The organism is Edaphobacter sp. (genome assembly GCF_035763405.1).
GTDB lineage: Bacteria > Acidobacteriota > Terriglobia > Terriglobales > Acidobacteriaceae > Edaphobacter.
In genome coordinates, this window is the sequence record NZ_DASUBE010000080.1 from 1 (window position 1) to 26,416 (window position 26,416).

Below are 26,416 nucleotides of genomic sequence, written 5' to 3' on the forward strand. Positions count from 1 at the left end.
CTATCGTCAGTTGCAGCGGAGAGAGAAGAGGCAGTCACGGACGTGAGCATGGCATGGATGGGCACCTCACGGCCATGGCGCAACACGGCGTGGTCCAGCTCAAAGGCGAGATGCGCACTCTTGTCGGCCTTGGAGCGTGCGTGAACTTCCGTGACCTTGCCTACCAGCTTGGTGCCGCTTGGCAGCCTGGTGCCGTCGGCGAGCGTTGCGCTCTGGGTGGTTCTGGCAAGCACCTCATCGCCTACGTGGGCGTGGCGGGTGTCGAGTTTTTTGGTGAGTTCGGCCGAGACATTTGCGGCTTCGGCAGCGGAGGCGGCAGACTGTGCTGATGGACGCGCAGCGGAGGTCGCGGCGTTGGCGTCGGCCGCAGCGTTTGCTGTTCCTGACGTATCTGCTGTTTGCGCTTGAAGCGAAATGGATAGAAACAGGATGGGGAGTATGGGGAGATATTTCATTGTCTTCTTAATTCCTCCATGGTGTGTTCCGTTTGTATCGACTGCTGTGGCGGTCGATGTTTGTCCCGTGTGATGTATGGGGTTGCGCTGCTGTTGCTCCGGTTTTCGTCGTCCGTTGCATCGCTCAGGTAAGCTCTGCTTCGTCAAGCAGTTATCTTTGCCTTCTGCGTGGTGGTCTGCGGAGCAAAGCCTGCCGCTCCGGATGGTCTGCCTCTGTGATGCGGTATCCTTGTGATAACGAATCAAGTGCCGCGCGTGTTCAAGCGTTGCGCCATTGCTCTCAAAAGAAGGAAGTTCGTCACTCCCTGGCCCAGGCCATGGAGAGTTGGTGTGCGCATCATACGCCCAGCAGGAAGGCAACACTTTGAGTAACCTAAGTACTCCCACCACGGATCAACTTGCCGCGGCGCGTCGCGCGCACTGGCATCAGGACGGCAATCCTATCCTGACCATCAATATGCTGCGCGACTGGGTTCATGCGTCGGGACTGATTCTTTATGCGCCGCGCGCGACGCAGCTTCCGGCGCCCGCGCCTTCGCTGGTGGAGGCGACGCTTGGCGCGGCGAATGGAGCACCTTCTCCTGCCGAGTCCGAGGAGGCGCGCAGCCTGCTCACTCGGCTCGTCGCCGATGGAGCGGCGGTCCCGTTGTATCTGCTGGGCAGCCCCACGGGCGCGGGCAGCGAGACGCCGGACTTCATCGTCTCGACCACGGCGCTTCCGTATATCTTCACGCTGCGCGGCGACAAGGCGTGGAAACAGCCTCCGGCTACGAGCGGGGCCGGCAAGGTCTCACCGCTTGCGCTGGCGACGTACAACCTGCTCGTTGAAAAGGTGACGCTGACGGCCTACGATCTGGTCACGCTGCTGGGCAAGGAAGTGACGGAGGCCGCGGTTCTTCGCGCGTTGACGGAGTTGTGGCAGCATCTGCGTGTCGTGCCTGTTCCGCAGCCGGACGGTGCGCCTGCGCAGTGGGAGTTGATGACCACACGCTTCACCAAACAGATTAAGGCTGGGGCCAACGCAGGCCAGCCGACGGCGCTCTCGGCGCTGATCTCGCTCTATCTTGGGCAGGCGCTTGTCGCCACCGAGGAAGAGATTGAGGTCTTTCTCTCGCCACTGGCAGCGCGTTCGCGGACACGCGATGTGATGCACGCGCTGGTCGCGGCGCGTCAACTGGAGACGATGGCCATCGAGGGCCGCACGGTCCTCCACGTTGCGGGCGAGGCTCCGGCGTTTGCCGCAGAGCCGGTTCCGGTGGAAGAGGCGACGGAGACGATTGAGGTCACTGCTGAAGATAGCGGAGCGAGATCGGTAGAAGGCACGGAAGCGCCGCGCATCAAAAAGTTCGTTCCCAAGCCGCGCAAAGTGGGCACCGGGTTTGCCGCTCGACCAGGTCGCAGCGATGCTGAACGCACACGGCGTCCGTTCAAGCGGGATGCGGGTGGTTTCACGAAGCCGTGGAATGAGGAGAAGCGACCGCGCAGGCGGGCTGACTCGATCGAGGGCAAGAGCGAAGAAAATGTCCGTCGCCCGAAGTCGTACTACGCCATGTTGCGCGAGCAGGAGACGGCGGCGGCCAGCGAGTCGCCTGCTCTGCCGCGCGAGGGATCTCCGCGTAAGCAGCAGAGTTTCGACCGGGAAGGCAAGCGTCCCGTCCGTGAACGCAAACCCTTTGAACGTAAACCATCCTTTGAGCGCAAGCCTTTTGACCGTAAGTCATCCTTTGAGCGCAAGCCTTTTGACCGTAAGTCATCCTCTGAGCGCAAGCCTTTTGATCGTGAGCGGAAGCCCTTCGACCGTGAACGCAAGCCGTTCGGCGACAAGCCTCGCCGCGACGAAGCCCGTCCCGCCTTCCGCCGCGACCGCGAGGGATCGCGCTCGGCTGGAGGCTTCTCGAAGCCCAGGCGTTTTGACCGCGATCGCCAAGGCTTCGACCGTAAGCCGTTTGAGAATCGTGCCGAAGGGCGTCCACCTCGCCGCGAGTTCGGCGACAAGCCGCGCTTTGATCAAAAGGAACGAAGCGATCGCGGCAAATACGAGGGTCGTCGCGGCGACGATCGCAGAGAACAACGCGGCGGGCCGCCCTTCCGCAAGTTCGATGCTCCGCGCAAACCGCGTCCTTTCTCGTCCAACCGGCCTGCGCGCGCTGAAGAAGGAGCTGCGGAGCGTAGGGACAGACCGCGCGGCGAATTCAAGCCGAAGAAGTTCGGCAGCAAGCCCTTCGCCGGGCATTCCGGCAAGCCGAAGCGTTTCGACAAACCAGCCGGCGACCGCAGCGCAGGGGCGAAGACGTTCGCCGGCAAGAAGCCTTACGGCAAAGCGGGAGCAAAGTCTTCTGGTCCGTTCGACAAGTTCAAGGGCAACAAAAAGCCCTTCGGCAAACGTCCTCCGGCGCGTAAATTCAAACCAGACAAAGGTGATGCCGCAGAATGAAGCCTACCTCCTACTCCGAAGCTCCGGGCCAACCGGGCAGCACGCAGCCCGAGGCCGAGCTGCGTGCCAGTTGCCCGGTCTGCCGCGAGCGTCCTGTCATCGCCATCGACGGGCCAGCCGGCGCGGGCAAGAGCACGCTGGCGGCGCATCTGGCGCGGCGATTCGGGTATCTCAATCTCGAAACCGGGGCGATGTACCGCGCATTGGCACTGAAGGCGATTGAAAACGATCTTGCTTTTGATGAAGAGAGCCCGCTGCTGGAGCTGGCTACGCATACGCGGATTACGCTCGAGCCGCAGCTTGAGGGCAACCGCGTGTTGCTCGATGGCGTCGATGTCTCACGCCGCATTCGCGAGCAGGATGTGACGGCTGGCGCGTCCCGGGTCTCGGTTCACCACAATCTGCGCCAGTGGATGGTACAGCAGCAGCGCGCTCTTGGGGCCGAAGGGGGCGTGGTGATGGAAGGCCGCGACATCGGGACGGTGGTCTTTCCCGATGCCGAGGTCAAGATATTTCTCGATGCTGCGCCAGAGGTGCGGGGCAGCCGCCGCTACCGCCAGACCTCCACGGTCAGGGAGGATGGGGACATGCCTGATCCGACTGCGGTTGAGCGACAACGCCAGGCCCGGGAGGCCGTCGTCCGGGAGATGAAGGAGCGGGACGAACGCGACCGCAACCGTGCGGAGTCGCCGCTTCGCCCAGCTTCCGATGCCGTTGTTCTTGACTCGACAGCTCTTACGCTAGATGAGGTGCTTGGCCAGGCGGAGCAGATTGTCCGCTCGCACCTGGATGGGGCGAGGCTGTAACCCCCGAAGAAGCAGTACTTTCCGCGTAGGTTGCACAAGAAACTGTGCAAGCTTAACTTATTCCGCGTTTTTCAGAAAAAAATTTGCTTTCTGTGCTAACCTTCACACATCGTTTGAAACAGATTGGTTTTCTGCAAGACTTTGTACGAACCCCGATTTGGATCTAGCGGCAAATTCATCAGCAACATAAGGAAATAACGAACATGGAACAGGGAACAGTTAAGTGGTTCAACGATGCCAAGGGGTTTGGCTTTATCAGCCGGCAGAACGGTGAGGATGTGTTCGTGCACTATTCCGCCATCAACTCCAACGGTTTCAAGAGCCTTCAGGAAGGCCAGGCAGTGCAGTTCAACGTGGTGAAGGGACCCAAAGGTTGGCAGGCGTCGGACGTCCAGCCTCTCTAAGTTCTATCTAGCGCACAGCATTACCCAGGTTTGACGCAAGGGATAGCATCATGCTATCCCTTTGCGTGTTTCACCCTGTAGGCACCCCGCATCTGGAGCGTTACACGCCACTATTGCGAGGCCGGTACCTTTATGTCAGGAAGAATTGTCGATGTTGCTTTGAACTTCCGATAGCCTGAGTTCACCATCTTCAGTGTCCCATTGAAATGAAAGAGCAGGAAGAAGCGAGCCGAGCCGCTGCCTGCTGCCATGGACGGCAGCCACACTTCGCCGTTCACCTTCGTCTGCTCCATCTGGAAGCTGGTGCCCTTCTGGATGTTGGCTACCAGCCCGCCGCCAATCTTAAATGAGTCAACGAAGCGGCCCTCGGCTTTGACGAGTGCGCGGTCCTGCTCGTCCACCCACGCGGTGCCTGCGATGACGCGATAGACTCGCTCGGCACGATCTCGCGGCTGCGCGTGGGGGGCGCCTGCGCAGTCCATCACGATGGTGTCGCGCCCGTTGAGCATGACCCGGCGGGGATTGGTAAAGCTCAGCAACTCCAGCAGCCGTGACACGGGCACCACCTCATTGCCGGCGGAGTCGGTTGCTTTGCCCTCACGCATAGCCTTTGCTTTTTTCTCCTTCACCTCGGCCACGCGCTTGTCGATCTCTTCGTTCTCTTTCTGGATTTCCTTCTCGCTTAGATCCTTGCCGTCTTTTTTCATCAGCCGGGATACAGGTACGCCGTCGATCCAGAAGACGTCATACTCCCGCGTGGAGGTTTTTTTGATGCCGCCGTGTCCGTTCGACTCCTGCTCGGTCACGACCGAACGGTAGAGATAGTTTTTCTGGATGGATTCGGCGGCCTTCTGGTGCGCTTCGACCTCGCGGATCAGCGTGGGAATGTCGGGTAAAGGTTTTTCGACCGGAGCCGCCACGGTTGCCGGTTCGGTGGCTGATTTTGTCTGCGCCGATGCGGGAACCGCCAGCCAGCCCAGTGCTGCTACCAGAATCAGGAGCCTGGGCGTGGAGACAACCATATCTGCCACTATAGTGCGTCTCCGCAACCGTTGCTTCAGCAGGATTTCCACTGTTACCGGCACGATGAGCGATGCGGCCATTCATTCCGATTTGCGGGCAAGAACTGCATCTGTCTAACTCGCAGGCGCTCTTTTAGGATACAGTGTGGTTGTACCAATTATTCCGTCATGCTGGATTCACTTCATCAAATCGATGCGGAGAGAGACTCGGAGCAGTCGATTCCGCAGATACTCAGGTTCGGGGGCTCGGACGACGTTGCTGTTGCGCTACAGCCGGTTGCGGCTGGATACAGCCATCCTGACCTGCATCTGGTTGTTCTGGCGGACATTCCGGCCGGTCATAAGATAGCTGTCCATGACATGCAGGCGGGGCAGCCTGTACGTAAGTTCAATCAAATCATCGGATTTTCTACGCTCCCGATTGCGGCAGGGGAGCATGTTCACACCCACAACCTGGCGGCCGGCAGCTTTGAGCGAGACTACGCGATTGGTGTCGATGCCCGCCCGACCGAGTTCGTGGATGGAGCAACGACGGCGACATTTGAAGGCATTGTCCGGCCCGATGGCCGTGTCGGGACGCGCAACTATGTCGGCATCCTTACGACGGTCAACTGTTCGGCCACGGTGGCCCGGCGCATTGCGGCGCACTTCACACCCGAGGTGATGCTGCGTTATCCGAATGTGGACGGCGTCATCGCCATTACGCACGGCACAGGCTGCGGCATGGCCGAGCATGGCGAGCCCGCCGATCTGCTGCGCCGCGTCTTTGCCGGATATGCCACGCATCCCAACTTTGGTGCGGTGCTGTTGCTCGGGCTTGGTTGCGAGACCAACCAGATTGACCACCTGATCGCGCTGACCGGTCCGGCCACTGCGTTGCGCACGAGCGCGATTCAGGAGGACGGCGGCACGGTCGCTTCGATCCGCAAGGGGATTGCCACCGTGACGGAGATGCTTGAAGAGGCAGATCGCGTCCGTCGAACGAAGGTCTCGGCCTCGAACCTGGTTCTGGGGCTTCAGTGCGGCGGGTCGGATGCGTACTCGGGCATTAGCGCCAATCCTGCGCTTGGCGCAGCGGTGGATATGCTGGTGCGCAATGGAGGCACGGCGGTGCTCTCGGAGACGCCGGAGATTTATGGAGCGGAGCATTTGCTGACGCGGCGCTCGTCGCGTCCCGAAGTCGCTGAGCGCCTGATTGATCGCATCCGCTGGTGGGAGGAGTACACGGCGCGGCACAAGGGGTCGATCGACAACAATCCTCAGCCTGGCAACAAGACGGGCGGGCTGACGACGATTATCGAAAAATCGCTCGGGGCGGTTTCGAAGGGTGGGACGACGAATCTGAATGGGGTGTATCTGTACGCGGAACCGATACGAGAGAAAGGCCTGGTGTTCATGGACTCGCCGGGCTTCGATCCGGTCTCGGCTACGGGACAGGTAGCGAGCGGGGCGAACCTGCTGTGCTTTACGACGGGCCGCGGTTCGGTATTCGGCTGCAAGCCAACGCCATCGTTGAAGGTTGCGTCGAACACGCCTCTGTTCAACCGCATGAGAGACGACATGGACATCAACTGCGGCACGATTCTTGATGGCGAAGAGACCGTGCAGCAGGCGGGCGCGCGGATATTCAGCGAAATGCTTGCGGTGGCTTCAGGCAAGCTGACGCGCAGCGAAGAGCTGGGCTTCGGCGAAGAAGAGTTTCAACCCTGGCTCCAGAGTGCAACTTTATAGGCAGAGATGAACTTCACTTCATGTGAGGCCGCACTAAAAGGTCTAGCATAAAGAGGTGCGCGAGAAATCGCGCAACCATCTGAAGCGAGGACTGGAATGGCCGCCAAGGCAGACCCTACCCCACTGGCCCCGGCAATGGAGCCGGAGCGTGAATTCATTTTTGACATCTTTCGCCGCTGGGGCTACCTGCAGGCATCGCTCGATCCGCTTGGACAGTATCTTCCGCCTGAGCCGTTTCCTATGGCGGTGCCCGAGGGCGAGTTTGCCCGCGAGGCGCGAGGCTACTACTGCAGCTCGATTGCGGTTGAGTTCATGCACCTGCTCGATGCGGAGCGGCGGCAGTGGATTGAGGAGCGCATGGAGCAGCTTCCGCCGAAGCAGGACCAGGCGCACATTCTTACAGAGCTGATTCGCGCCGATCTCTTTGAGCAGGTCATTCAGTCTCGCTATCTGGGGACGAAACGGTTTTCGCTCGAAGGTTTGACGGTGCTGATTCCATTTCTCGACCGCGTCTTTGCCACGAGCGGCGACCTGGGCGTAACGCGAGCGATGATTGCGATGAGCCATCGCGGACGGCTGAACGTGATGGTCAACACGATTGGCCGGAAGGCGTCGGAGATCTTCACGCGGTTTGAGGATGTCGATCCGCGCAGCACGATGGGCGGCGGCGACGTGAAGTACCACGTCGGCGCGACGGGTGAGTACCGCACACCGGGCGGGAATGTTATCTCCTTGCATCTGGCGTCGAACCCGAGCCATTTGGAGGCGATTGACCCAGTGATTCTGGGCCGCACGCGCGCCAAACAGGTGCGCATCGGCAAGGACGGCAAGAAGGCTGTGCTGCCGCTGATTATCCACGGCGATGCAGCGTTCGCGGGGCAGGGCATTGTGGCCGAGACGTTGAACATGGCGACGCTGCACGGCTATAACGTGGGCGGCACGATTCACGTGATTGTGAATAATCTGCTCGGATTTACGGCGCTTCCGGAAGAGTCGAACTCGACGCGCTTCTCGTCGGATATTGCGAAGCGGCTGCCGATTCCAATCTTTCATGTGAATGCGGAGGATCCCGACTCGGTGGTTCGCGTGGCGACGATGGCGGCGGAGTACCGCGAGCGGTTTCTGTCGGACATTGTTGTTGATCTTATTGGCTATCGCAGGCACGGGCACAGCGAAGTGGACGACCCGACCGTCACGCAGCCACGCCGGTATGCCGCGATCAAGGACCATCCGCCGCTGTATCAGATTTACGCGAAGCGGATTGGGGTTGATCCGGCGGCCGAGGTACACGAGGTGCAGCAGGCGTTTCTCGATGACCAGAAGACGGCCAGCAAGGCGGGCAAGAAGACGAAGCTGGCGCAGCTTCCGTCGTATTGGGACAGCTACTACGGCGGCGAGCTGAAGCCTGCGGACGAGAACATCGTCACGGGGCTTTCTGCAGGCGTGGTGCGTGAACTCACAGAGCAGATTACGGCTTATCCGGAGACGTTTCACATTCACCCCAAGGTGAAGAAGCTGCTGGAGCAGCGAATGGAGATGGGCAATGGCACGCGCCCGTTCGACTACGGCACGGCGGAGCAGATTGCGTTTGCCTCGCTGCTGAAGGCGGGCACGCCGGTGCGGCTGACCGGGCAGGACTCGCAGCGCGGCACATTCAATCAGCGGCACTCGGTGCTGATCGATACCGAGACCGAGGTGAAGTACACGCCGCTCGAACACCTGAGCCCCACGCAAGGGCGCTATGACGTGTACAACTCGCTGCTCTCGGAGGCGGGCGTGCTGGGCTTCGAGTATGGCTATTCTCGCGATTATCCGGAGGCGCTGGTGCTGTGGGAGGCACAGTTCGGCGACTTCGCCAACGGTGCGCAGATCATCATCGACCAGTTCATCGCGGCGAGCGAGGCGAAGTGGAACCTGCTCTCGGGCCTGGTGATGCTGTTGCCGCACGGATACGAGGGGCAGGGGCCGGAGCACTCGAGCGCACGCATCGAACGCTACCTGCAACTGGCGGCGAGCGACAATATGCAGATCTGCCAGCCTTCGACTGCGGCGCAGTACTTCCATCTGCTGCGCAGGCAGGTGATGCGTCACTGGCGCAAGCCTCTGGTGGTGTTTACGCCAAAGAGCATGTTGCGGCATCCCGACGCTTCCTCGGCGGTTGCTGACTTCGCGTTGCCGATGTTCCAGAACGTGCTTGCCGACACGACGGTGACGGACCCGCGTCGTCTGCTGATTGCCAGCGGCAAGATCGGACACAACCTTCGCGTGGAGCGTGCCAAGCGCAAGATCACGGATGTGGGCATTATCTTTTTAGAGCAGCTCTATCCGTGGCCCGAGGCGGAGCTTCAGGCCGCGCTCGACCAGCATCCGGGAGCGGAGGAGATCGTCTGGGTACAGGAGGAGCCGGCCAACATGGGTGCGCACTCCTACGTGATGCCGCTGTTGCGGATCATCGCGGGCGATCGCGCCGTGCTGAGCGTGAAGCGCAGCGCGAATGCGACTCCGGCGACCGGCTCGGCCAAGGCGCACGAGATTGAAGAGAAGACGCTGATTGACCTGGCGTTTGGCACGGCCGATTAGCCGCGCTTGCCGTCTCAAGTGGTTTTGACGAACTCGACGCGGCGGTTGTTGGCTTTGCCTTCGGCGGTGCTGTTGTCGGCGATGGGCTTAGTGTCGCCGTAGCCTTTGGCGGTGAGGCGCGAGGCGTTGACGCCCATCGAGACCAACTGGGCTTTGACGGCGTCGGCGCGTTGCTGGGAGAGGGTGAGGTTGTGGGCTGAGCTGCCGGTCGAGTCGGTGTGGCCGTCGATCTCGAATTTGAGGCTGGCATCGCTGTCCAGCAGGTGCTTGATTTGGTTGAGCGTGCCCATGCTCTCCGGTCGCAGCGTCGCCTTGTCCACGTCGAAGTTGATGCCATGCGTGACGATCTTTGTGCCAGTGAACTTCTGGCCGATGAGGTTCATGCCTGCGCCCGATGCAATGCGGACGTTGGCGAAGATGATGGGAATGTCCTGGGTGGCTATACCGGCGAACTGAACCCATTGCGCTGTGAACTTCATGTCGGGTACGACGAGAACTCGGTTCTGGTCGACGTAGACCTTCATCTGGCCGTTTTTGACTGCGATGGCGAGGTGGTGCCACTTGTTGTCATAAGCGTCGCCGCTGAGAGCCTCGCGAAGATTGCCGCTGAGGCTGACGCCATCCGTATCGTAGGAAACTGAAGTGTGATCGAGAGAGAGCTTTGCCTCATCGCTGTCATGTTCGAGCAGGATGACGACATCGCCACCGCTGTGATTGGGAAAGGTGTCGAATTCGATGGTGTACGGATCGCTGAGGTAGGTCTTGGTCTTCATGCGGGGACTCACCCTGACATAGTTGCCGTCCGTGAGGGTGAATGTCTCCAGCCCCTGTTGTTTGTTGGCGGCACCCTGACCGGCGATCAGTTCCCACTGGTTAGGGAATTCGCCGTCTTGCGTGGCGGTGAAGTCATCCGAGAACAGAATGGTGCTGCCCGGAGTGAAGTCGTAGTTCTGGTAGGCGGTGATGCCGACGGGGGCAGCGGGTGCGGTGGCATCGGCTGATGAGTCCTGCGCTGGAGCTTCGCTTGCCGAGCCTGCGGTCTGACTCGGAGCGGCTGGAGGCGGTGTTTCGGTGTTCGTGTCCGAAGTGTTGGTGGCCGCGTGTGCCTTGCTTTCCGCCGCGTTCTTGAGCTTGCCGAAGATTCCTTGCGCGTTGACGGGAGCGGTCGAACCCAGAAGGAGGAGAGCGGACAGGCAGAACGGAATCAAGGGTCTCATATAGCTGGTTTCGGATGATGACCCTGAATGGCAGAAATTTTCCGCAGATTTTTAAGGTTGGAACCACAGACAGAAAGGCCCGAACACGGAAGGGTGTCCATGTTCGGGCAAGACCAGCCCCAGGAGGATTCTGTGGGGGGCTGGGTAAATCAGAGACGCCGACGCTAGATCGAGAGGCGGCGGCGAATCATTCCCGCAACTCCGAACAGGCCAGTGCCAAACAGCAGGATGCTGCTGGGCTCCGGGGTGGAGGTGAGGGGCAGGTTCGTCTCAAGCACTGCCGGAGGACCAGCAACCTCGGCGTAGTCAAGCGTGAAGTCGTAGGTTCCGGCGACAGCATTGCATCCGGACGCGCACACGGTGAAGAGTGTCGTGGTCGGTGACGTAGGAATGCCCTGATTGATTGCCAATGTGCCGTTGAGGTAGAGAAGCAGACCGTCGTCGTGCTCAAAGGTATAGGTCCCGTTCGAAAGCGTCGTCGAGCCAGTGAACTGGAAGAGATCGTTGTCGATGGAATCGCCGCCCTTGCTGCTGCCCGTACCATAGAACAGGTTATCTCCACCTGAGGTCAGGAAGCTGCTGAGTGTGTAGTAGGTGGCGTTGCCGCTGGCGCCTCGGCTGTCGAAGTTGAAAAGATTCGTCGCAGACGAGTTCGTCACGGTAAACGTAGCGGTGGGCGTTGTGCCGTAAACGGAGCTGCCTGCGGGCGGCACGTTTGCAAACGATCCAAGCTCCCAGACCGAACCATTGACCGAGAACGAGTCAGCTTTTGCGGTGGAGGACAATCCTGTCAGCGCAACAAACGCAACAAGACAGGGAAGAAGGGCGAGATTGCGAATGGAAAATTTCATTGTGTGAGCCTCTTGGAATTGATTCTGTAGGGTTTCTGAAGCCTGTACTCAGGCTGGTATGCATCCGCATGGCCAATGCACAGACGAGCAATATCTTCTGTAACCTGAGTGATGTCGTGGGTTAGCTGGTCGTGTCCGGAATGCGGAAGTATATGAAGATGTCCGGAGCGCAAGAGATTGCGAATCGGAGAGAAGAGAAATTTGACACTGCAATTTCTGGCACAGTGTTTTGGAAGAATGTATACGGGTGTTTACATGTCTGTTGGAGGGCGGGAGGAAGAGGGCCCCTGACAGCTTCCCCGTAAACAGGTTTGTCGAAGGCTTACAGAGCTTCTGCAGGCTGTGCAGAGGGTGCCGTGATCTCTTTTGCGTAGATCTGGTAGGAGACGGCGGGCGGCTCGTTGCCCTGATGGAGCGCGCGGACGCGGGCGCGGATGGCCTCGTCGGCGGCGGTGATGCGCTCGCGCGAGCGGAGGTAGTCGAGCCAGGACTCCATGAGGAAGGTCTCGTTGAACCGCTCGGGATCGATCGCGTCGCGGTAGATGCCCCAGCGGATGGCTCCGTCGCGGAGCCGGACGCCACGGAGCTGGTGGATGGTTCGATTGAACTCGGCGTAGTGCTCTGGCCGGATGCGGTATTCGATGGAGATGCGCACGGGGCCGTCGGTAGGTTCGGCGTCGGCGAGCAGTTGCGGGGCAGGACGGCCGGAGTGGAACGGCGTGTGGTCGGGGATGGGGCCTTGCAGGATGTGGAAGCGGCTGACGAAGGGTAGCGTCACGACCAGACCGCAGGCGGCGACGGTCAGCGAGAGGGGAGTCGAGGTGCGGTCAGCGAGCGCGCCCCAGAGGACCGATCCGAGGGCCATGCCGCCCTGAAAGGTCATCAGGTAGGTGCCGAGCGCACGGGCCTGCACCCAGGCCGGCACTGCGAGTTGCACAGAGGTATTGAGTGTGGAGAGGGTGCTGGTCCAGGCAAAACCCGAGACGACGAGCGTGACGATGATGAGCGCCGGTGAGCGGACGTAGGCGAGCACAAGCAGCGTGACCACGTTGTAGAGCGTTGCGGCAGCAATGATGCGGTCGGCGGAGAACCCGCGGCGGACCCGGGGAAGTGCGGTTGCGCCTGCAAGCGCACCAAGACCGAGCGATCCGTTCAGGATGCCGTAGCCAAGCGCGCCTTGATGCAAAACATGACTGGCGACGACAGCCAGCAGTGCCCAGACGGCGGAGAGGAAGAAGGCAAAGGTGAAGGTGCGGACGAGCGACGCGCGGAGGTCCGGCGCGTAACGCACGTAGCGCAAGCCGGAGCGGATGGAGGCGGCGATGCGCTCCGATGGCAGCGTGGATTTGAACAGCGGGATGCGCTTCCAGTTGACCAGCACCCAGATGACGGCGGCGAAGGAAATGGCGTTGAGGAGAAAGACGGAGGCTGCGCCGGTGTCGGTGCGTTTAAAGGCCGCGACCATCAGGCCACCGAGCGCGGGGCCGACGGCGCGGGCGAGATTGTTACTGGCGGAGTTGAGCGATACCGAGTCGGGAATCAGGTCACGGGGTACCAGCTCGGGAATGATGGCTTGCCACGCTGGGTTGTTCATAGCCGAGCCAATGTTGAGCAGGAAGGTCAGTGAGAGCAGGGTCCAGGGCGAGACGTAGCCGAGAAAAGTGAGCAGGGCGAGGATGCCGACCGAGCCGAGCATCCACGCCTGCCAGAAGATGAGCAGCTTGCGGCGGTCGAAGATGTCGGCCGTGGCCCCGGCGAGCAGGCCGAGGAAGAGCACGGGCAGGCTGGCTGCGGTCTGCATCAGTGCGATGAGCAGCGGCGAGTGGGTGAGGACCGTCATCAGCCACGTACCGGCGGTGTCTTGCATCCAGGTGCCGATCGACGAGATGGTGCTGGCGACCCAGCGGTCGCGGAACAGTGGGATCTGGAGCGGAGCGAAGCCGCTGGGGCTCTCCGATGACGGAGTGAGTGGCCCGGTGTTGGGGGTCTCGAAGGGCATCGCTTCGATTAGTGTACGGGGTCTGCTGGACGCGGCACATGCGGGCCGAAGAAGACGGATTAAAGACAGGCTGTCTCTGCGCTATGTTTTATTTTCCGGCTCGAAGAAGCTGAGTGCCGCATCGCTCTGCCGAACCAGCCGTGTCTGCACGAGCGTGCCATAACGCTCCGCAAGATGCTTCCGACTGCTGTGCTCGGCGATGACCAGAGCATCCGGGGCGAGCAACGAGCGGCCGCGTTCACTGCCGAGAAAGTTGAGGGTTGCGTTGTACTCCGCCTCCGACTCGTAGGGCGGGTCAAGGAAGACCAGATCGACGGGCCCTCTGAGCTTCGCAAGCAGGGCTGCAACTCCGCGCGTCTCCAGTGTGAAGCCGTTGGCAATCTTCAACGCCGAAAGGTTCGCGCGCATAGCGGCTACTGACGGAGCGGCCTTCTCGGCAAACCAGACGTGCGCTGCGCCGCGGCTCAGGGCCTCAATTCCGACAGCTCCGGTGCCTGCGTAGAGGTCAACGAAGCGGCTTCCTTCGATGCGCAGGGCGAGGATGTTGAACAGGGTCTCGCGCAGCCTGTCGCTGGTCGGACGGGTACTGATTCCGCGCGGGGCAGTCAACTGCCTCGACCGGAATGTGCCTGCAATCACGCGCATTCTGCCATGGTAAGCGATGGCAAGGCGACGAGCGCATACAATGGAGCCATGCGCGGGTGGTCATTTCCGGTTGGCAAGTTCCTCGGCGTGGAGGTGCGCATCCACACCTTCTTTCTGCTTTTGCTTTTGCTGGCGGTCAGCTATGCGTCGGCCTTCGGGTCGACCGGCGGGCGGGGTTTTGTGCTGTGGCTGATTCTGCTGGGTGCTGTGATCGTCCGCGAGGTTGCGCGCGCGGTCGCCGCGGCGTGGCACGGGCTGGAGCTGCGCAGCATTCTGTTGCTTCCTACCGGCGGACTGTTCACTTACGCCACGCCCGACGCGGTCGAGCGTTCCTCGACGCCTGAGATGCAGAAGCGCATGGCCGTTGTTGGCCCCATTGCCAATTTTGCCTTCGGATTGCTGCTGGCTGCGTTGGTGTTGATTATCTCGCCACAGATTAATCTGCTCGAAAAGCCTTGGATTACGCCTGCGTATCTGATGCGCGCTTCGGTGTGGATGAACCTGCTGCTGGGCGCGGTGAATCTGTTGCCTGCTTCGCCGCTCGATGGCGGCCGCGTCTTTCGAGGGGAGTTTGCCAAGTCGCATGGCGCAATCAAAGGGATGCGCGCTTCTGCTGGCCTGGGGCAGGCGATTGCCATCGCAATGGTGATCGCAGGCGTGCTGATTCCGAATATGTGGTTGGTGATGCTTGGCGCCTTTGTCATGATTGGTGCGCATCTGGAAGACCAGGGTTTGCTGCTTCAGTCGGACGTGGACACGGTCAGGATGCGCGACGTGATGCTGACGCAGTTTGCCACGCTCTCGGCCTCGGACACGCTCGAAGATGCGCTCCAGCGTTCGGTCCATTCCTTGCAGGATGTCTTTCCTGTGGTGCGCGGCGCGAACCTGGTGGGCGCGGTCTCGCGGCAGGGTATCGTCGAGGCGCTGCACGCCGAAGGCAACGGCTACATTCAAGGCGTGATGACGCGCTCCTTCCAGACGGCCAAGCCCGACGACTCGCTGGTGAAGACTCTGCGCCGCATTATGGGCGGCCAGGGAGCGCAGATGGTTCCGGTGCTTGAAGGCGACCGCATCGTCGGCATCATCACGCCGCAGAATCTCGCCCACTCGATGGGAATGCTCAACCAGCGCCGCAGGATTCGGACCCAGGAATAATGCCAGGCTCTGCTCAAAACGAGCCGTTCGCCCCCGGCCTCTATCTCGTCGCTACGCCGATTGGCAACCTCGAAGACATCACCCTGCGGGCGCTGCGTGTGCTTGGCAGCGTGGACCGCATCGCGTGCGAGGACACGCGGCAGACGCAGAAGCTGCTCAACCACTTCAGCATTGCAACGCCCACGGTCAGCTATCATCTGCACAACGAGGGGCCGCGCGCCGAGGAGTTGATTGCGCAACTGAAGCAGGGCGCGCGCATCGCTGTCGTGAGCGACGCGGGCACGCCCGGCATTGCCGACCCTGGCGCGCAGATTGTCGCTGAGGCTATCGCTGCGGGTGTTGCGATCTATCCTGTTCCGGGAGCCAACGCCGCAATCAGCGCGCTGGTCGCCAGCGGGCTCTCCACCGAACAGTTCATCTTTCATGGATTTCTTCCCGCGAAGGCAGGGCAGAGGAAGACCGCGCTCGAATCGCTCACACGCACGGGCGCAACGCATATTTTTTACGAAGCCCCGCACCGCATCATTGAGACGCTTGCGGACATCGAGGTTGTCTTCGCAGCGTCGCAGCATATCGTCATTGCGCGTGAACTCACCAAGCTGCACGAGGAGTTTTTGCGCGGCCCGGTTAGTGAGGTGCGCAATCAACTCGCGGCACGCCCGGCCATTCGAGGCGAGATTGTTCTCCTGTTCGCACCGGAGACTTCCAATGGGGCTACACAGCAAACGAGAAGTATCGCGCAGGACGTGGCCGTACTGATGCAATCGGAAAATATCTCGGAAAAGGACGCGCTCAAGCGTGTAGCCCGCGAGCGCGGCATCGGCAAAAGCGAAGCCTATCGTGAGCTTCAGCGCGAACAAAGCCGCAAGCACTGACAGTCCGGCTCGATCGATGTCATTGGTGCAGCCGGTGTTGAGTCTTACGCTCGGCCCTTGACGCGGTCGTAGTTGTACACATCGCTGGTTGTGCCCAGGGCTTCGTTATAAAGAGTGGTCGCACCGGCGGCTTCGTTCAGCTCTTCGCTGAAGTCGTGGAGCGCGCGCAGGTGGTCTGCGGTTGCCGGAATTTCCAGCTTGCTCGATTTGAAAAACTTCTGGTAGCCCCGGTCGAGCAGGCGCGAGATCTCGCCATTCAGCACCCAGCCTGGGCGGGCCAGCAGCAGGACGGTGCCGTCGGGAGCGGCGGCAATCTCAGCCGCGCAGCCGTATTTGCGTACCTGAAAGGCGTTCGGGACGCGCTTTGCACCCTCCTGCGCCGGTGCAACATCGAATCGTTGACCGCCAAGCAGGGAGAGGACGTCGTTGAATGTGCGATGAGAAGACTTTTTTGCCATAAGCGCCATACGTTAGACTTATTAATAACTGTCGCATATTCGCTCGACACCATCAATCCGGCCCAGCCGGAGGTTCTACGATTGCAATCGGAAACTGCATGATGACGACTGTCAAACCGCTTGGCACCACCATCCTCGAACGCATCGGCAACACGCCGCTCGTCCGTCTGGAGCGGCTGACCGCGCACCTGCCCGGCATCCAGATTCTTGGCAAAGCGGAGTGGGCCAATCCCGGCGGTTCTGTCAAAGATCGTGCAGCCTCGGCGATTGTGCTGGATGCGCAGAAGCGCGGGCTGATCAGCCAGGCGCGCGGGCTGCTCGATGCCACCAGCGGGAATACGGGCATCGCTTACGCCATGCTCGGCGCGGCTCTTGGTTTTCCTGTGACGCTTTGCATGCCGTCCAATGTTTCGCCGGAGCGCAAGCGGTATCTCGCTGCCTATGGTGCGCAGATTATCTGGACCGATCCGGCGGATGGTTCCGACGGCGCAATCCGCAAGGCGCGCGCGCTCGCCGCTGCCGAAGGCGATCGTTACTATTATGCTGATCAGTACTCGAACGACGAGAACTGGCGCGCCCACTACCGCACCACCGCAAACGAGATCTGGGAGCAGACCGAGGGGCAGATTACTCACTTCGTGGCCGGTCTCGGCACCAGCGGGACGTTCATGGGCACGACGCGACGGCTGCGTGAGTTGAACCCGAAGATTCGCTGCATCTCGATGCAGCCCGACTCTCCCTTCAACGGACTTGAGGGGCTGAAGCACATGCCGACGGCGATTGTGCCGCGCATCTACGATGCCGCCCTTGCCGATGAGAACATCGAGATGGCCACAGAGACTTCGTACAAGATGGTGAAGAGCCTTGCCCGCAACCAGGGATTGCTTGTGGGTATCTCCGCCGCTGCTGCGGTGGCTACTTCGCTGGAGGTGGCGGAGCGCGAAGCCGCAGCCGGACGCGAGGCGGTGATTGTGACGATCCTCTGCGACTCGGCGGAGAAGTATATGAGCGAACGGTTCTGGCAGGAGGAGCAGGAGTAGATGCTGCGCATTGACCACGCCAACTACGAAGCCCTGCGCGCGCACGGCGAAGAGACCTACCCCCACGAGTGCTGCGGCGTGCTGCTCGGCAAAAGCCTGCCAGGCGAGAGCGCAGGCGTTCAGGCGATCAACCACGTCCGCCAGATCGTTCGCGCGGGCAACACGCGCACGGATTCAGCGCACAACCGCTACAACATCGCCCCGCAGGAGCTGGTAAAGATCCAGAGGCAGGCGCGCGGACTGGGGCTCGACATTGTGGGCTTCTACCACTCGCACCCTGACCACCCTGCGCAGTGGTCCACGACCGACTTCGCCGAGGCGCACTGGATCGGATGCTCCTACGTCATCACCGCCGTCGAGAAGGGCAAGGCCGCTATCACCAACTCCTTCCTGCTGACCGGCACGGACGAGGACACGAAGAAATTTGAAGACGAAGCAATTCAGATCGACATGGCCGCTGCAGTTCCCAGCGGCGCGTAATAAGAAAGGCAAGGCATGAACATCCACATCCCAACGCCGTTGCGGACCTACACGGGCGGACTCGAAACCGTCACGATTCCGGGCGCGACGGTCAGCGCAGTCTTTGAAGGTCTTACTGCGAAGTATCCCGACCTGAAGCAGCACCTCTTCACCGCCGAGGGCAAGCTCCGCTCCTTCGTCAACGTCTACCTGAACGACGACGACATCCGCTATCTTGCGGAAAAGGAGTCCGCAGCCGTTAAGGACACCGACGAACTCACCATCATCCCCTCCATCGCGGGCGGCTCCGCCTGTTGTTGTCGTTGATCCTGCGCGACTTGCTACGGCTTACATCTTGTTGTAAGGCAACCTCCTGCACGGCTATTCCGTAGCTAGAGGGAGGAAACCTGCTTTCCTTCCAATGGATTACCAGCCGGGGGAAGGGCTTACACGGACGTCCAAAGCCGGACTCTGAGCCATTTTTCTCTGAAAAGCATCTAGAATTAAGCAAACACATCGAGGAAGCTCGAATGCCTACTGCAATCGAAGAAACCGCAGAACTACGTCAGGAACTGCCCAAGCTCTCTAACGACGAGATCGCCCGCTACTCCCGCCACCTCATCCTGCCCGAGGTGGGCATGGAGGGCCAGCGCAAGCTCAAGGCTGCGAAGGTCCTCTGTGTCGGCACCGGCGGACTTGGCGCGCCGCTAGCACTCTACCTCGCCGCCGCCGGCGTTGGCACGCTCGGTTTGATCGACTTCGATGTCGTTGACAAGAGCAATCTCCAGCGCCAGATCATCCACTCCGAGGCCACCGTCGGCAAGCTCAAGGTGGACTCGGCCGAGTTGATGCTCAAGGGCCTGAATCCGAACCTGAACGTCGTCAAGCACAATACGATGCTCACGAGCCACAATGCGCTCGACATCCTCAAGGACTACGACGTCATCGCCGACGGCACCGACAACTTCCAGACGCGCTACCTCGTCAATGACGCCTGCGTCCTGCTGGGCAAGCCGAACGCCTACGCTTCGATCTATCGCTTCGAGGGCCAGGCCAGCGTCTTCGGCGCGCCGCTCGGCCCGTGCTACCGCTGCCTCTATCCGGAGCCGCCACCGCCGGGGCTCGTGCCCTCGTGCGCGGAAGGCGGCGTGCTCGGCATTCTGCCGGGCCTGCTCGGCATTATCCAGGCCACCGAGACCATCAAGCTCATCCTCGGCATCGGCGAGCCGCTCGTCGGACGCCTGCTGCTGGTCGATGCGCTGGGCATGAACTTCCGCCAGCTTAAGCTGCGCAAGAACCCCGACTGCCCGGTCTGCGGCACGCACCCCACCGTCACCGAGCTGATCGACTACGACCAGTTCTGCGGCATCGAGAAGCCCACCTCGGTTGGGCCACTTGAAGTCGCCCGCGACAAGGCCGTGGCCGATGCCGCGGTCGTCGATGGCATCCCGCAGATCTCGGTCGAGGCGCTTAAGAAAAAGCTGGACGCGAAGGAGAACGTCTTCGTGCTCGACGTGCGCGAGCCGCACGAGTACCAGATCGCCAACCTCGGCGCGCCGCTCATCCCGCTTGGCACAATCGAATCACGTCTCAGCGAGATCGCTGCGCACAAGAACGACGAGGTCATCGTCCACTGCCGCTCAGGAGCGCGCAGCCAGAAGGCCGCCGTCGCCCTCAAGGCCGCAGGCTTCACGAACGTCTCGAACCTCACCGGAGGCATTCTGGCGTGGGCCGACAAGATCGACCCGACGATGCCGAAGTACTGAGCAAACCCATCCGCTCAATGTCTTAGGCCGCAGTTTCAACAACTGCGGCCTAAGAAGGTTAAGAAAGCAGAAGCAGGTTCTCCGCCTTCGGCGAAGCATGACAACGGTTGGTTCCGTTGGCGCTGCTATTTGCCGGTGTAAATGACGTGCCAGACGCTGTTGGTGCCGTCGTCGGTGACGAACAGGGAGCCGTCGTTGGCCACGGCCACACCCACTGGCCGGCCCCACACTTTGCCATCGGGCCGAACAAAGCCGGTGAGGAAGTCTTCGTACTCGCCGGTGGCGTGGCCGTTCTTCATGGGAACGCGGATGACCTCGTAGCCCGCGCGGTGATTGCGGTTCCACGATCCGTGCTCGGCGGCGAAGGCATCACCTTTGTACTCGGCTGGGAACTGGCTCGCCTCGTAGAAGGTCATCTCAAGCGAAGCGAAGTGCGGTTGCAGAAGCACATCGGGGACGATGACCCTGGACTTCAACTCCGGGTGCGTGCCCGGCAGTCGCGGGTCCTGATGGCCTCCCATGTAGAACCAGGGCCATCCATAGAAGCCGTCTTCTTCGATGTGAGTGATGTAGTCGGGGACGAGGTTGTTGCCCAGGTTGTCGCGCTCGTTCGTAGAACACCAAAGCTGGCCGGTGGTGGGGTTGATCGCTTCACCGACGCAGTTGCGGATGCCGTAGGCGTAGACCTTGATGAACTTGCCCTCGGGTGTGTATTCGAGCACGTCGGCGCGGTGGAACTCACGCGGATGGGCGTCTGGGTTATCGACATTCGAGGCCGAGCCAACGGAGATAAACATGCGCTGGCCGTCCTTCGAGAAGACAACATCGCGCGTCCAGTGGCCGCCTCCACGAAGCTGAGCATAGCCGGGCAGGACGGGCACGATCGTCTGGGGCGCGGCTGTGGCCTTGAGGTCGCCGTCTTTATAGGGAAAGCGGACGAGCGAAGTGGTGTTGGCGATATAGACCCATTTGGGGTGCGGGCCGTTGGGGTAGAAGTTGATGCCGAAGGGATGGTCGAGCCCGCTGGCATAGACGGAAACGGTCTTGGCTTTGCCGTCAGATTGAACGCCGCGCAGGACTTTGACCTCTCCTGCGGCGCTGTCCGCGAGGAAGAGGTCGCCGTTGGGCGCGGTGCGGATCAGGCGCGGCTCCCGGAAGCCCTCGGCGTAGAGCTCGACCTTGAAGCCTTTGGGAGCCTGTGGCCATGCGTTGGCGGGGCGCGCGACCATGCTGGCGCCGTTGTCGACAGCCTCTTCGGGATTGGGCGCGGGCAGGTCCGCAACGGTGATTTTCCAGCGGGTGCCGGGATGCTCCTGGGTGAAGTCGTGAAAAGCTGCCTGGCCAGTGACGGTCTTGTTGGATTGCGCGGAGAGCGCGGCTGGAAGCGTGGAAGCGATGGCGGCGAATACGAGAAGCTGAAAGGCGACTGATTTAGGCATGAGTGGGTTTTTCTCCCTGCGAGGTGCGAGCATCTGGCCTGCGTTGCCGATTGCCTGGCGAAGCGGAATTTGCGAAAGGAACGATGAGAGTTACTCGATCTGGTTCGTCAGATTGCTGATGACTACCGGTCAGCTACAACGGGCTCGATAACGGGGCGACGTCCGGCATTTCGGCTAAGCTGCGTGAACGGGGCCTCGACTGCGCGATAGAAAGCCCATGATAGAAGGATTGCGGCCGAAATGAAAAGCGCGAAAAACTCGAGGGGAGTTATCTTGTCTTTCAACATCGCGGCCAACGCAAAAAGCACCGTTGCATGAACGAGGTAAAGGCTGTAGGAGATTTTTCCAAGAAATGCCGGTATGGCTGAGTTCAGTACCCGCCTTGCTTTGAATGAGTTCAGCCCAACGAGCATGAAGCCCACTGTGGCTGCGACAACAGGCAGGTCGCCAATATGCGAGAACAATCTCCCGCCATCGAGAAGGTGCCCTCCGTTATAGAGCAGAAAGGCAACTAGCACGATGAGCCAACGTTTCCAGGCCGCGGCACTCTTGTAAACTTCGCCGAACTTGTTGAGATTTTTTGCGAACAGGATGCCAACCATAAAGATGGAGGCGTATTCAACTGTGGCGCTCGCGCGGATGCCGATGAGGATGCTGGCTGCCACAAGGATTGCGGCGTAGCGAAGCCGTAGTTTGTTCATCACGAGGAACATGGCTGGAAAGATAATGGAAATCCGCATTTCGTAGACGAGAGACCAGAAGGCAGTGTTATAGCGGGAGTAGTCGTAATCGCCCAGGAATGCAATGTGTTCCATGACGGATCGGAGGTCTACCTGCCTGCCCCAGGTTCCACTTGCCCAGCCTGCCGAGCCGAGCCTGTTATGCCAGACAGCACATCCGGCAACAGCGAGGAAAAGCGCGCCAAGGTAAGGACCGTAGATCCGTAGAACTCGCCGCCAGAGAAAGACGAGGTATGGCTGGGATTTGCCGCGAAGAAATGGAAGCGTGAGGACGAAGCCGCTCAATACAAAAAAGAACATCACTGACTCATGTCCGGAGGCGAACGGATAGAGCAATAGTGAACGCCAATCAAGCTGTGTCAGGACACCCGGGTAAAACATGAGGATGAAGTGATGAAACAGCACAATGAGCGCGGCGATTCCGCGCATGGAGTCCAGTTCGTGGAACCTGCCTCCAGACGGTGCCAGGTAGGCGGGGCTTTGCGGAGAGTGCAACATATCGTTCAGTAATCTAAATATATACATGCATCCGATCGACGATTCGATCGTCAATCATGGCTGCGGACTAGGCGGGGCGGCAGTGAGCTGCTTGAGCAGTTCGAGCGGTACATTTGCTGTGAGTACCGCGCGATCCCCATCCTGCGCAATTTTGATGGAGTTGGTCATCTGGAGCAATGCAGCGTCGTTGGGGTCCGCAGGCTGCGGCTTCTGAATGGAGCGGAAGAGGTTGAGCAGCGTGTTGAGCGTCTGGGCCGTGTGGGCCGCATCTGCTTCGGTGGGGGCAAACTCCTCGATGCGCAGGCGGAGCACGCCGACGTAGCGCAGGCTGGCGACGAAGGTGGTGTCTTCGGAGAGCGGGAGTTGCAGACCGAAGATGCTGATGTAGCCTCGGTCGGAGAAGGGCAGGCCGATGTGTCCGATGGCCCAGGCGCTTGAAAGCAGCGGAACGTCTCGGTAGCGCGCCGAAAGCAGCGACGAGCCGGAGAAGGGCGAGGCTGCGGCGCGATGGCGGTCGAGGATCGAGTGAATCTGCTCGGTCGTGGGCATGTTCGAGGCGGCGATGGTGTCGTAGCCAAGCTGCACAACGCGGAGCGGGCGCATGTCTTTGCCTTCTCCGACGGGGATGGTATAGATGGTGCGGCCATCATAGGTCTCCTGCGACGTTGCGAGCGCAGCGAGATAGCGGGCCAGGCGCGTGCCGTCAAAGCGGCCCTCGAAGACCTCCGAGTAGCCGACGGGTCCATTGGGACCGTTGGGGTCCTCCATGCGGTGCAGCGCAAACGCTACGGAGTCGAGGTCGCGCTCGGGATCGATGCCGGTGGCGTCGATGAAGTGCTGGTACTCAGGACTGTGGTGAATCCGGGTGCGCTCGAAGTGCGTGGCCAGGCGCAGGGGCCGCAGGTTGGCGTAGATAATCGCGTCGGACTCAGGAAGCAGCCGAGCCACTTCGGGGGGCGCGGCCTTGCGCAGCAGCACGGCGACAATAAGCGCGGCGATCAGCGCCAGCGCCACCAAGAGTGAGTAACGGGTTCGCTTACGCATAGATTGAAATGAGGCAGACGCTCCTGCGTATCCAGCTTAGCGCAGATTGCAGCGTGAAAGGCCAGCGATGCGGCGCGAGTCGAGGTCTCTCCGCTGGGCTCTATATACGCAGGCCATTATGTCTTGTATAAATCAGGCAGTACAATGAGACAACCCATCTGGACATCATTACGGCGTATTACGTCGAGCGGGCTCTATGTCCCGGAGATCGACGGGCTGCGGTTTATCGCGATAGCGTCGGTGCTCTTCTATCACCTGGCGATGATGTCGCTGATGGGGTGCGGGCTTTGCTTTGTTGTTCCTCCGGTGACAACGGGCCTTGCCATGGTTTTCCATATGGACCGCGGCGTGCCGATTTTCTTTGCCATCAGTGGCCTGGTGTTGGGCCTGCCATTTGCCGAGCAATACATTGCCGGAGGACGGCAGGTCAAGCTGAAGCGATACTTTCTGCGCCGGATCACCCGCCTGGAGCCGCCGTACATTATCAACCTGCTGGTGCGCTTTCCGTTGGTGGTGGCCTTCAAGCATGTTCCGGCGTGGATTGCGCTACCGCATCTTATAGCGAGCCTGTTCTATCTGCACTGGCTGATTTATGGCGGGTTCCCGATGATTCACCAGCCAAGCTGGTCGCTTGAGATTGAGGTACAGTTCTATCTGGTTGCACCGCTGTTGGCAGCCCTGTTCTTTGCACGGAAGACGTGGGTGAGGCGTCTGTGCCTTCTGGTCGCGATCATTGGATTCGGCGCAGTACGGGCGCATGTGCCGTATGGCAACGGGACGCGACTGTCTTTGTCGCTCGGGTGCTACGCGCAGTACTTTTTGGCTGGCCTGCTGATGGCGGACGGGTTTTTGACGGTGTTACCCCGGTTGAAGTCGTCATGGTTGTGGGACCTGGGCGGAATCCCGCTGTGGTGCTCTCTGTTCCTCATCAGCGATCCTGCGGCCGGATACTGCATGCCCCTGCTGCTCTTTGCAGCGTTTACCTCCGCGTTCAAGGGAAGATTGTTGAACCGATTCTTTCGCAATCCGTTTGTGACGACGGTGGGCGGCATGTGCTACAGCCTGTATCTGACGCACTCACTGGTGATGGAGGGCTGCTATAGATTGTTTGCGAGGATCCATCCCGGTGCAACGTATGGCTATTTGTATTTGGCAGGGGTTGTGATCGTGTTGCCGTTGATTCTGGCGTTGGGGACCGTGTTCTACGTGTTGATTGAGCGCCCGTGTATGGATCGTGACTGGCCGAAAAAGTTGAGCCGGTATGTCACAGGTCGTTTTACGGTTCAGACTTCCTCCTGATTTCATCTGGGCCAGCAAGGACGAGAGATGATGTCGGTGATGTGCGGAAGGACTGCTGGCTGGAAACGGCGAAATGTTGATTGAGCACTCTTGCTATGCTAAAGTTACGACTGCGGCGCACTCTGCGCGGGCACTGGTGCGCGTTCTGCGGTCCGGGCTTACAGGGGGCAGTTTTAGTAAGATAGAAGAGACTGTTTGGGCTGGCGTAGCTCAGCTGGTAGAGCATCTGATTTGTAATCAGAGGGTCGGGGGTTCAAGTCCCTTCGCCAGCTCCAGTTCCATACGGCAGGAAAGATTTGGTTGTACTGTTGGGCCGTTCTGGCAAACAGACCTCCGGAGACTCCTTCAGACTTTGACCTGCCGGTTTGCGCGGGCGCGATGAATGGTGTCGGGGCTGGGTGTCGGTTCGGTTTGGCAGAATGTGCACAGGTGGCCGAGTGGTTAATGGCAGCAGACTGTAAATCTGCCGCGCAACGCGCTACGGAGGTTCGAATCCTCCCCTGTGCACCATTAGTTTTTCGGTAGTGTTGAAGGGATTGCAGGACTGGTGAACGTTGTGGACTTTGGCCCTGCCAGCAGTGGACGGATGTGGATTGCGCTGGCGGTGATGGCCCTGTTGGCATTTGGCGCCTGGCGGACGATTGAGCCGGGGAAGATTCAGCAGTTGACGTGGATACTGCTCGGTTTTTTTTCTTTCCGCATCGTGCTGGGACGTATACGTTCGCGGTAGGGGCGGGTTCGCGGTAGGATTGTTGAGTTAGGTTGTAACAGGCAAGCTGATGTAGCTCAGTGGTAGAGCACTCCCTTGGTAAGGGAGAGGTCATGGGTTCAAGCCCCATCATCAGCTCCAGGTTTTTGCGGTGGGCGGGAGTAACTCAGTGGTAGAGTCACAGCCTTCCAAGCTGTTGGTCGCGGGTTCGATTCCCGTCTCCCGCTCCATAGATTTGAAGGCGTCCGGCCCGGCCGCGCGCAGGAGATTGTGAAACGCGATGTATGAACAGGCTGTACTTCCGATTGCCGATCCCGAGACGTTCGCTACGGTGAAGGCGGCTGTCGAATCTTCCTTTGCTTCTGGACAGGTGGCCCGCTTTTTGAAGTCGGTGGACCAGGCAAAACTGCGTGTCCGCGACTTCGAGGACATTCTGCGCAAGGGTCTGCTCGGCGCGGCGACAGCAGGCGAATATAACCGCCTGACCAATGGAGACCAGGGCCAGATCCGCGAGTTCTACCTCGCCAAGCTGGAGAAGGTCGCGCCTGAGCTGCGGCAGAAGTTCTTCAAGTTGTACGCATATTATTGATCCCCAATTTTAGATTTTGGATTTGAACACAACGCCGGTCTGCGCCGGCCAACACAGGAGACGGAGAGAGTCATGGCGAAGGAAAAATTTGATCGGTCAAAGCCGCACGTGAACATTGGAACGATCGGACACATCGATCACGGCAAGACGACGCTGACGGCGGCGATCACGAAGGTGCTGTCGAAGCACAACCCGAAGAAC

At 60.3% G+C, this 26,416-nt stretch carries 24 protein-coding genes, 4 tRNA genes and 1 pseudogene; 19 read left to right on the plus strand and 10 right to left on the minus strand.

Annotated elements, in window-relative coordinates; genetic code table 11:
* Nucleotides 1-455 (minus strand): annotated as a pseudogene (locus VFU66_RS07760) (hypothetical protein); the annotation flags it as partial.
* A gap of 364 nt (nt 456-819) precedes the next feature.
* Here VFU66_RS07760 and VFU66_RS07765 point away from each other — a divergent pair.
* From VFU66_RS07765 to VFU66_RS07775, 3 genes are all read left to right on the plus strand, one after another.
* A complete protein-coding gene (locus VFU66_RS07765; protein WP_326445675.1) occupies nt 820-2,889 on the plus strand; it encodes a hypothetical protein in 2,070 nt (689 codons plus the stop codon).
* Nucleotides 2,886-3,695, plus strand: a complete 810-nt coding sequence (cmk, locus tag VFU66_RS07770) for a (d)CMP kinase (protein WP_326445676.1) — start codon at nt 2,886-2,888, stop codon at nt 3,693-3,695. Before VFU66_RS07765 ends, cmk begins: the two co-directional genes overlap by 4 nt.
* 203 nt (nt 3,696-3,898) lie before the next feature.
* A complete protein-coding gene (locus tag VFU66_RS07775) occupies nt 3,899-4,099 on the plus strand; it encodes a cold-shock protein (RefSeq protein ID WP_013581125.1) in 201 nt (66 codons plus the stop codon).
* A 110-nt stretch (nt 4,100-4,209) separates the two neighbouring features.
* Here the strand turns inward: VFU66_RS07775 and VFU66_RS07780 are convergent, their stop codons facing one another.
* The gene (locus VFU66_RS07780) at nt 4,210-5,121 is read right to left on the minus strand and encodes a hypothetical protein (RefSeq protein WP_326445695.1); all 912 of its coding nucleotides are present in this window, start codon (nt 5,119-5,121) and stop codon (nt 4,210-4,212) included.
* A 168-nt stretch (nt 5,122-5,289) separates the two neighbouring features.
* Between VFU66_RS07780 and VFU66_RS07785 the strand changes: the two genes are divergently transcribed.
* Both VFU66_RS07785 and VFU66_RS07790 read left to right on the plus strand, forming a co-directional pair.
* Nucleotides 5,290-6,852, plus strand: a complete 1,563-nt coding sequence (locus tag VFU66_RS07785; RefSeq protein ID WP_326445677.1) for a D-arabinonate dehydratase — start codon at nt 5,290-5,292, stop codon at nt 6,850-6,852.
* A 96-nt stretch (nt 6,853-6,948) separates the two neighbouring features.
* Nucleotides 6,949-9,432 carry a 2-oxoglutarate dehydrogenase E1 component gene (locus VFU66_RS07790; protein WP_326445678.1) on the plus strand — a complete coding sequence of 828 codons (2,484 nt, stop codon included), beginning with the start codon at nt 6,949-6,951 and terminating at the stop codon, nt 9,430-9,432.
* A 14-nt stretch (nt 9,433-9,446) separates the two neighbouring features.
* Here the strand turns inward: VFU66_RS07790 and VFU66_RS07795 are convergent, their stop codons facing one another.
* The 4 genes from VFU66_RS07795 to rsmD all read right to left on the minus strand — a co-directional run bounded on the left by VFU66_RS07795 (nt 9,447) and on the right by rsmD (nt 14,144).
* Entirely contained in the window at nt 9,447-10,649 is a 1,203-nt protein-coding gene (locus tag VFU66_RS07795; protein ID WP_326445679.1) for an OmpA family protein, read from the minus strand.
* Between the two features lie 164 nt (nt 10,650-10,813).
* Complete coding sequence (locus VFU66_RS07800) at nt 10,814-11,500, minus strand: PEP-CTERM sorting domain-containing protein (RefSeq protein ID WP_326445680.1); 687 nt, start codon at nt 11,498-11,500, stop codon at nt 10,814-10,816.
* A 322-nt stretch (nt 11,501-11,822) separates the two neighbouring features.
* Nucleotides 11,823-13,499 carry an MFS transporter gene (locus tag VFU66_RS07805; RefSeq protein ID WP_326445681.1) on the minus strand — a complete coding sequence of 559 codons (1,677 nt, stop codon included), beginning with the start codon at nt 13,497-13,499 and terminating at the stop codon, nt 11,823-11,825.
* Between the two features lie 81 nt (nt 13,500-13,580).
* Complete coding sequence (gene rsmD / locus VFU66_RS07810) at nt 13,581-14,144, minus strand: 16S rRNA (guanine(966)-N(2))-methyltransferase RsmD (RefSeq protein ID WP_326445682.1); 564 nt, start codon at nt 14,142-14,144, stop codon at nt 13,581-13,583.
* Nucleotides 14,145-14,192: 48 nt separating this feature from the next.
* On the opposite strand from rsmD, the gene VFU66_RS07815 reads away from it, so the two are divergent.
* Nucleotides 14,193-15,299 carry a CBS domain-containing protein gene (locus tag VFU66_RS07815; RefSeq protein WP_326445683.1) on the plus strand — a complete coding sequence of 369 codons (1,107 nt, stop codon included), beginning with the start codon at nt 14,193-14,195 and terminating at the stop codon, nt 15,297-15,299.
* Nucleotides 15,299-16,174: a 16S rRNA (cytidine(1402)-2'-O)-methyltransferase gene (gene rsmI / locus VFU66_RS07820; protein WP_326445684.1), complete on the plus strand. Its 876-nt coding sequence runs from the start codon at nt 15,299-15,301 to the stop codon at nt 16,172-16,174. The genes VFU66_RS07815 and rsmI overlap by 1 nt, the downstream gene beginning before the upstream one ends.
* A 44-nt stretch (nt 16,175-16,218) precedes the next feature.
* On the opposite strand, the gene VFU66_RS07825 is transcribed toward rsmI, so the two are convergent.
* Nucleotides 16,219-16,632 carry a hypothetical protein gene (locus VFU66_RS07825; protein WP_326445685.1) on the minus strand — a complete coding sequence of 138 codons (414 nt, stop codon included), beginning with the start codon at nt 16,630-16,632 and terminating at the stop codon, nt 16,219-16,221.
* A 98-nt stretch (nt 16,633-16,730) separates the two neighbouring features.
* Here VFU66_RS07825 and VFU66_RS07830 point away from each other — a divergent pair, with 98 nt between their 5' ends.
* From VFU66_RS07830 to moeB, 4 genes are all read left to right on the plus strand, one after another.
* Nucleotides 16,731-17,672, plus strand: coding sequence for a PLP-dependent cysteine synthase family protein (locus VFU66_RS07830; RefSeq protein WP_326445686.1), 942 nt, complete (start codon nt 16,731-16,733; stop codon nt 17,670-17,672).
* Nucleotides 17,673-18,152: a M67 family metallopeptidase gene (locus VFU66_RS07835; RefSeq protein WP_326445687.1), complete on the plus strand. Its 480-nt coding sequence runs from the start codon at nt 17,673-17,675 to the stop codon at nt 18,150-18,152.
* A 15-nt stretch (nt 18,153-18,167) separates the two neighbouring features.
* Nucleotides 18,168-18,458 carry a MoaD/ThiS family protein gene (locus VFU66_RS07840; protein WP_326445688.1) on the plus strand — a complete coding sequence of 97 codons (291 nt, stop codon included), beginning with the start codon at nt 18,168-18,170 and terminating at the stop codon, nt 18,456-18,458.
* Between the two features lie 203 nt (nt 18,459-18,661).
* Nucleotides 18,662-19,897: a molybdopterin-synthase adenylyltransferase MoeB gene (gene moeB, locus VFU66_RS07845; protein ID WP_326445689.1), complete on the plus strand. Its 1,236-nt coding sequence runs from the start codon at nt 18,662-18,664 to the stop codon at nt 19,895-19,897.
* Between the two features lie 125 nt (nt 19,898-20,022).
* On the opposite strand, the gene VFU66_RS07850 is transcribed toward moeB, so the two are convergent.
* The 3 genes from VFU66_RS07850 to VFU66_RS07860 form a co-directional block, all read right to left on the minus strand.
* Nucleotides 20,023-21,336 (minus strand): PQQ-dependent sugar dehydrogenase, encoded by a 1,314-nt coding sequence (locus VFU66_RS07850; protein ID WP_326445690.1) that lies wholly within the window; start codon nt 21,334-21,336, stop codon nt 20,023-20,025.
* Nucleotides 21,337-21,458: 122 nt separating this feature from the next.
* Nucleotides 21,459-22,601 (minus strand): acyltransferase family protein, encoded by a 1,143-nt coding sequence (locus VFU66_RS07855; protein WP_326445696.1) that lies wholly within the window; start codon nt 22,599-22,601, stop codon nt 21,459-21,461.
* 27 nt (nt 22,602-22,628) lie between these two features.
* Nucleotides 22,629-23,618 carry a hypothetical protein gene (locus tag VFU66_RS07860; RefSeq protein WP_326445691.1) on the minus strand — a complete coding sequence of 330 codons (990 nt, stop codon included), beginning with the start codon at nt 23,616-23,618 and terminating at the stop codon, nt 22,629-22,631.
* 144 nt (nt 23,619-23,762) lie between these two features.
* Here VFU66_RS07860 and VFU66_RS07865 point away from each other — a divergent pair, with 144 nt between their 5' ends.
* The 8 genes from VFU66_RS07865 to VFU66_RS07900 form a co-directional block, all read left to right on the plus strand.
* A complete protein-coding gene (locus VFU66_RS07865) occupies nt 23,763-24,917 on the plus strand; it encodes an acyltransferase family protein (protein ID WP_326445692.1) in 1,155 nt (384 codons plus the stop codon).
* A 199-nt stretch (nt 24,918-25,116) separates the two neighbouring features.
* Nucleotides 25,117-25,192 (plus strand) — tRNA-Thr (locus VFU66_RS07870).
* A gap of 148 nt (nt 25,193-25,340) precedes the next feature.
* Nucleotides 25,341-25,427, plus strand: a tRNA-Tyr gene (locus tag VFU66_RS07875).
* A 37-nt stretch (nt 25,428-25,464) separates the two neighbouring features.
* A complete protein-coding gene (locus VFU66_RS07880) occupies nt 25,465-25,647 on the plus strand; it encodes a hypothetical protein (protein WP_326445693.1) in 183 nt (60 codons plus the stop codon).
* A gap of 45 nt (nt 25,648-25,692) precedes the next feature.
* Nucleotides 25,693-25,767: transfer RNA gene (locus tag VFU66_RS07885), tRNA-Thr, on the plus strand.
* 14 nt (nt 25,768-25,781) lie between these two features.
* Nucleotides 25,782-25,856: transfer RNA gene (locus VFU66_RS07890), tRNA-Gly, on the plus strand.
* Between the two features lie 50 nt (nt 25,857-25,906).
* On the plus strand, nt 25,907-26,215 hold the full coding sequence (locus tag VFU66_RS07895) for a hypothetical protein (protein WP_326445694.1): 309 nt from the start codon (nt 25,907-25,909) through the stop codon (nt 26,213-26,215).
* A gap of 72 nt (nt 26,216-26,287) precedes the next feature.
* The coding region (locus tag VFU66_RS07900; RefSeq protein WP_326445398.1) for a GTP-binding protein at nt 26,288-26,416 on the plus strand (129 nt) is incomplete at its 3' end.

What these genes read in the sequence shown, in the direction of transcription:
- VFU66_RS07860 (WP_326445691.1), bottom strand. Translation starts at nt 23,618, where the DNA reads ATGCGTAAGCGAACCCGTTACTCACTCTTGGTGGCGCTGGCGCTGATC.
- cmk (WP_326445676.1), top strand. Translation starts at nt 2,886, where the DNA reads ATGAAGCCTACCTCCTACTCCGAAGCTCCGGGCCAACCGGGCAGCACG.
- VFU66_RS07780 (WP_326445695.1), bottom strand. Translation starts at nt 5,121, where the DNA reads ATGGTTGTCTCCACGCCCAGGCTCCTGATTCTGGTAGCAGCACTGGGC.
- VFU66_RS07895 (WP_326445694.1), top strand. Translation starts at nt 25,907, where the DNA reads ATGTATGAACAGGCTGTACTTCCGATTGCCGATCCCGAGACGTTCGCT.
- VFU66_RS07805 (WP_326445681.1), bottom strand. Translation starts at nt 13,499, where the DNA reads ATGCCCTTCGAGACCCCCAACACCGGGCCACTCACTCCGTCATCGGAG.
- VFU66_RS07800 (WP_326445680.1), bottom strand. Translation starts at nt 11,500, where the DNA reads ATGAAATTTTCCATTCGCAATCTCGCCCTTCTTCCCTGTCTTGTTGCG.
- VFU66_RS07795 (WP_326445679.1), bottom strand. Translation starts at nt 10,649, where the DNA reads ATGAGACCCTTGATTCCGTTCTGCCTGTCCGCTCTCCTCCTTCTGGGT.
- VFU66_RS07790 (WP_326445678.1), top strand. Translation starts at nt 6,949, where the DNA reads ATGGCCGCCAAGGCAGACCCTACCCCACTGGCCCCGGCAATGGAGCCG.
- VFU66_RS07835 (WP_326445687.1), top strand. Translation starts at nt 17,673, where the DNA reads ATGCTGCGCATTGACCACGCCAACTACGAAGCCCTGCGCGCGCACGGC.
- moeB (WP_326445689.1), top strand. Translation starts at nt 18,662, where the DNA reads ATGCCTACTGCAATCGAAGAAACCGCAGAACTACGTCAGGAACTGCCC.
- VFU66_RS07785 (WP_326445677.1), top strand. Translation starts at nt 5,290, where the DNA reads ATGCTGGATTCACTTCATCAAATCGATGCGGAGAGAGACTCGGAGCAG.
- VFU66_RS07850 (WP_326445690.1), bottom strand. Translation starts at nt 21,336, where the DNA reads ATGCCTAAATCAGTCGCCTTTCAGCTTCTCGTATTCGCCGCCATCGCT.
- VFU66_RS07865 (WP_326445692.1), top strand. Translation starts at nt 23,763, where the DNA reads ATGAGACAACCCATCTGGACATCATTACGGCGTATTACGTCGAGCGGG.
- VFU66_RS07825 (WP_326445685.1), bottom strand. Translation starts at nt 16,632, where the DNA reads ATGGCAAAAAAGTCTTCTCATCGCACATTCAACGACGTCCTCTCCCTG.
- rsmI (WP_326445684.1), top strand. Translation starts at nt 15,299, where the DNA reads ATGCCAGGCTCTGCTCAAAACGAGCCGTTCGCCCCCGGCCTCTATCTC.
- VFU66_RS07840 (WP_326445688.1), top strand. Translation starts at nt 18,168, where the DNA reads ATGAACATCCACATCCCAACGCCGTTGCGGACCTACACGGGCGGACTC.
- VFU66_RS07815 (WP_326445683.1), top strand. Translation starts at nt 14,193, where the DNA reads ATGCGCGGGTGGTCATTTCCGGTTGGCAAGTTCCTCGGCGTGGAGGTG.
- rsmD (WP_326445682.1), bottom strand. Translation starts at nt 14,144, where the DNA reads ATGCGCGTGATTGCAGGCACATTCCGGTCGAGGCAGTTGACTGCCCCG.
- VFU66_RS07775 (WP_013581125.1), top strand. Translation starts at nt 3,899, where the DNA reads ATGGAACAGGGAACAGTTAAGTGGTTCAACGATGCCAAGGGGTTTGGC.
- VFU66_RS07855 (WP_326445696.1), bottom strand. Translation starts at nt 22,601, where the DNA reads ATGTATATATTTAGATTACTGAACGATATGTTGCACTCTCCGCAAAGC.
- VFU66_RS07830 (WP_326445686.1), top strand. Translation starts at nt 16,731, where the DNA reads ATGATGACGACTGTCAAACCGCTTGGCACCACCATCCTCGAACGCATC.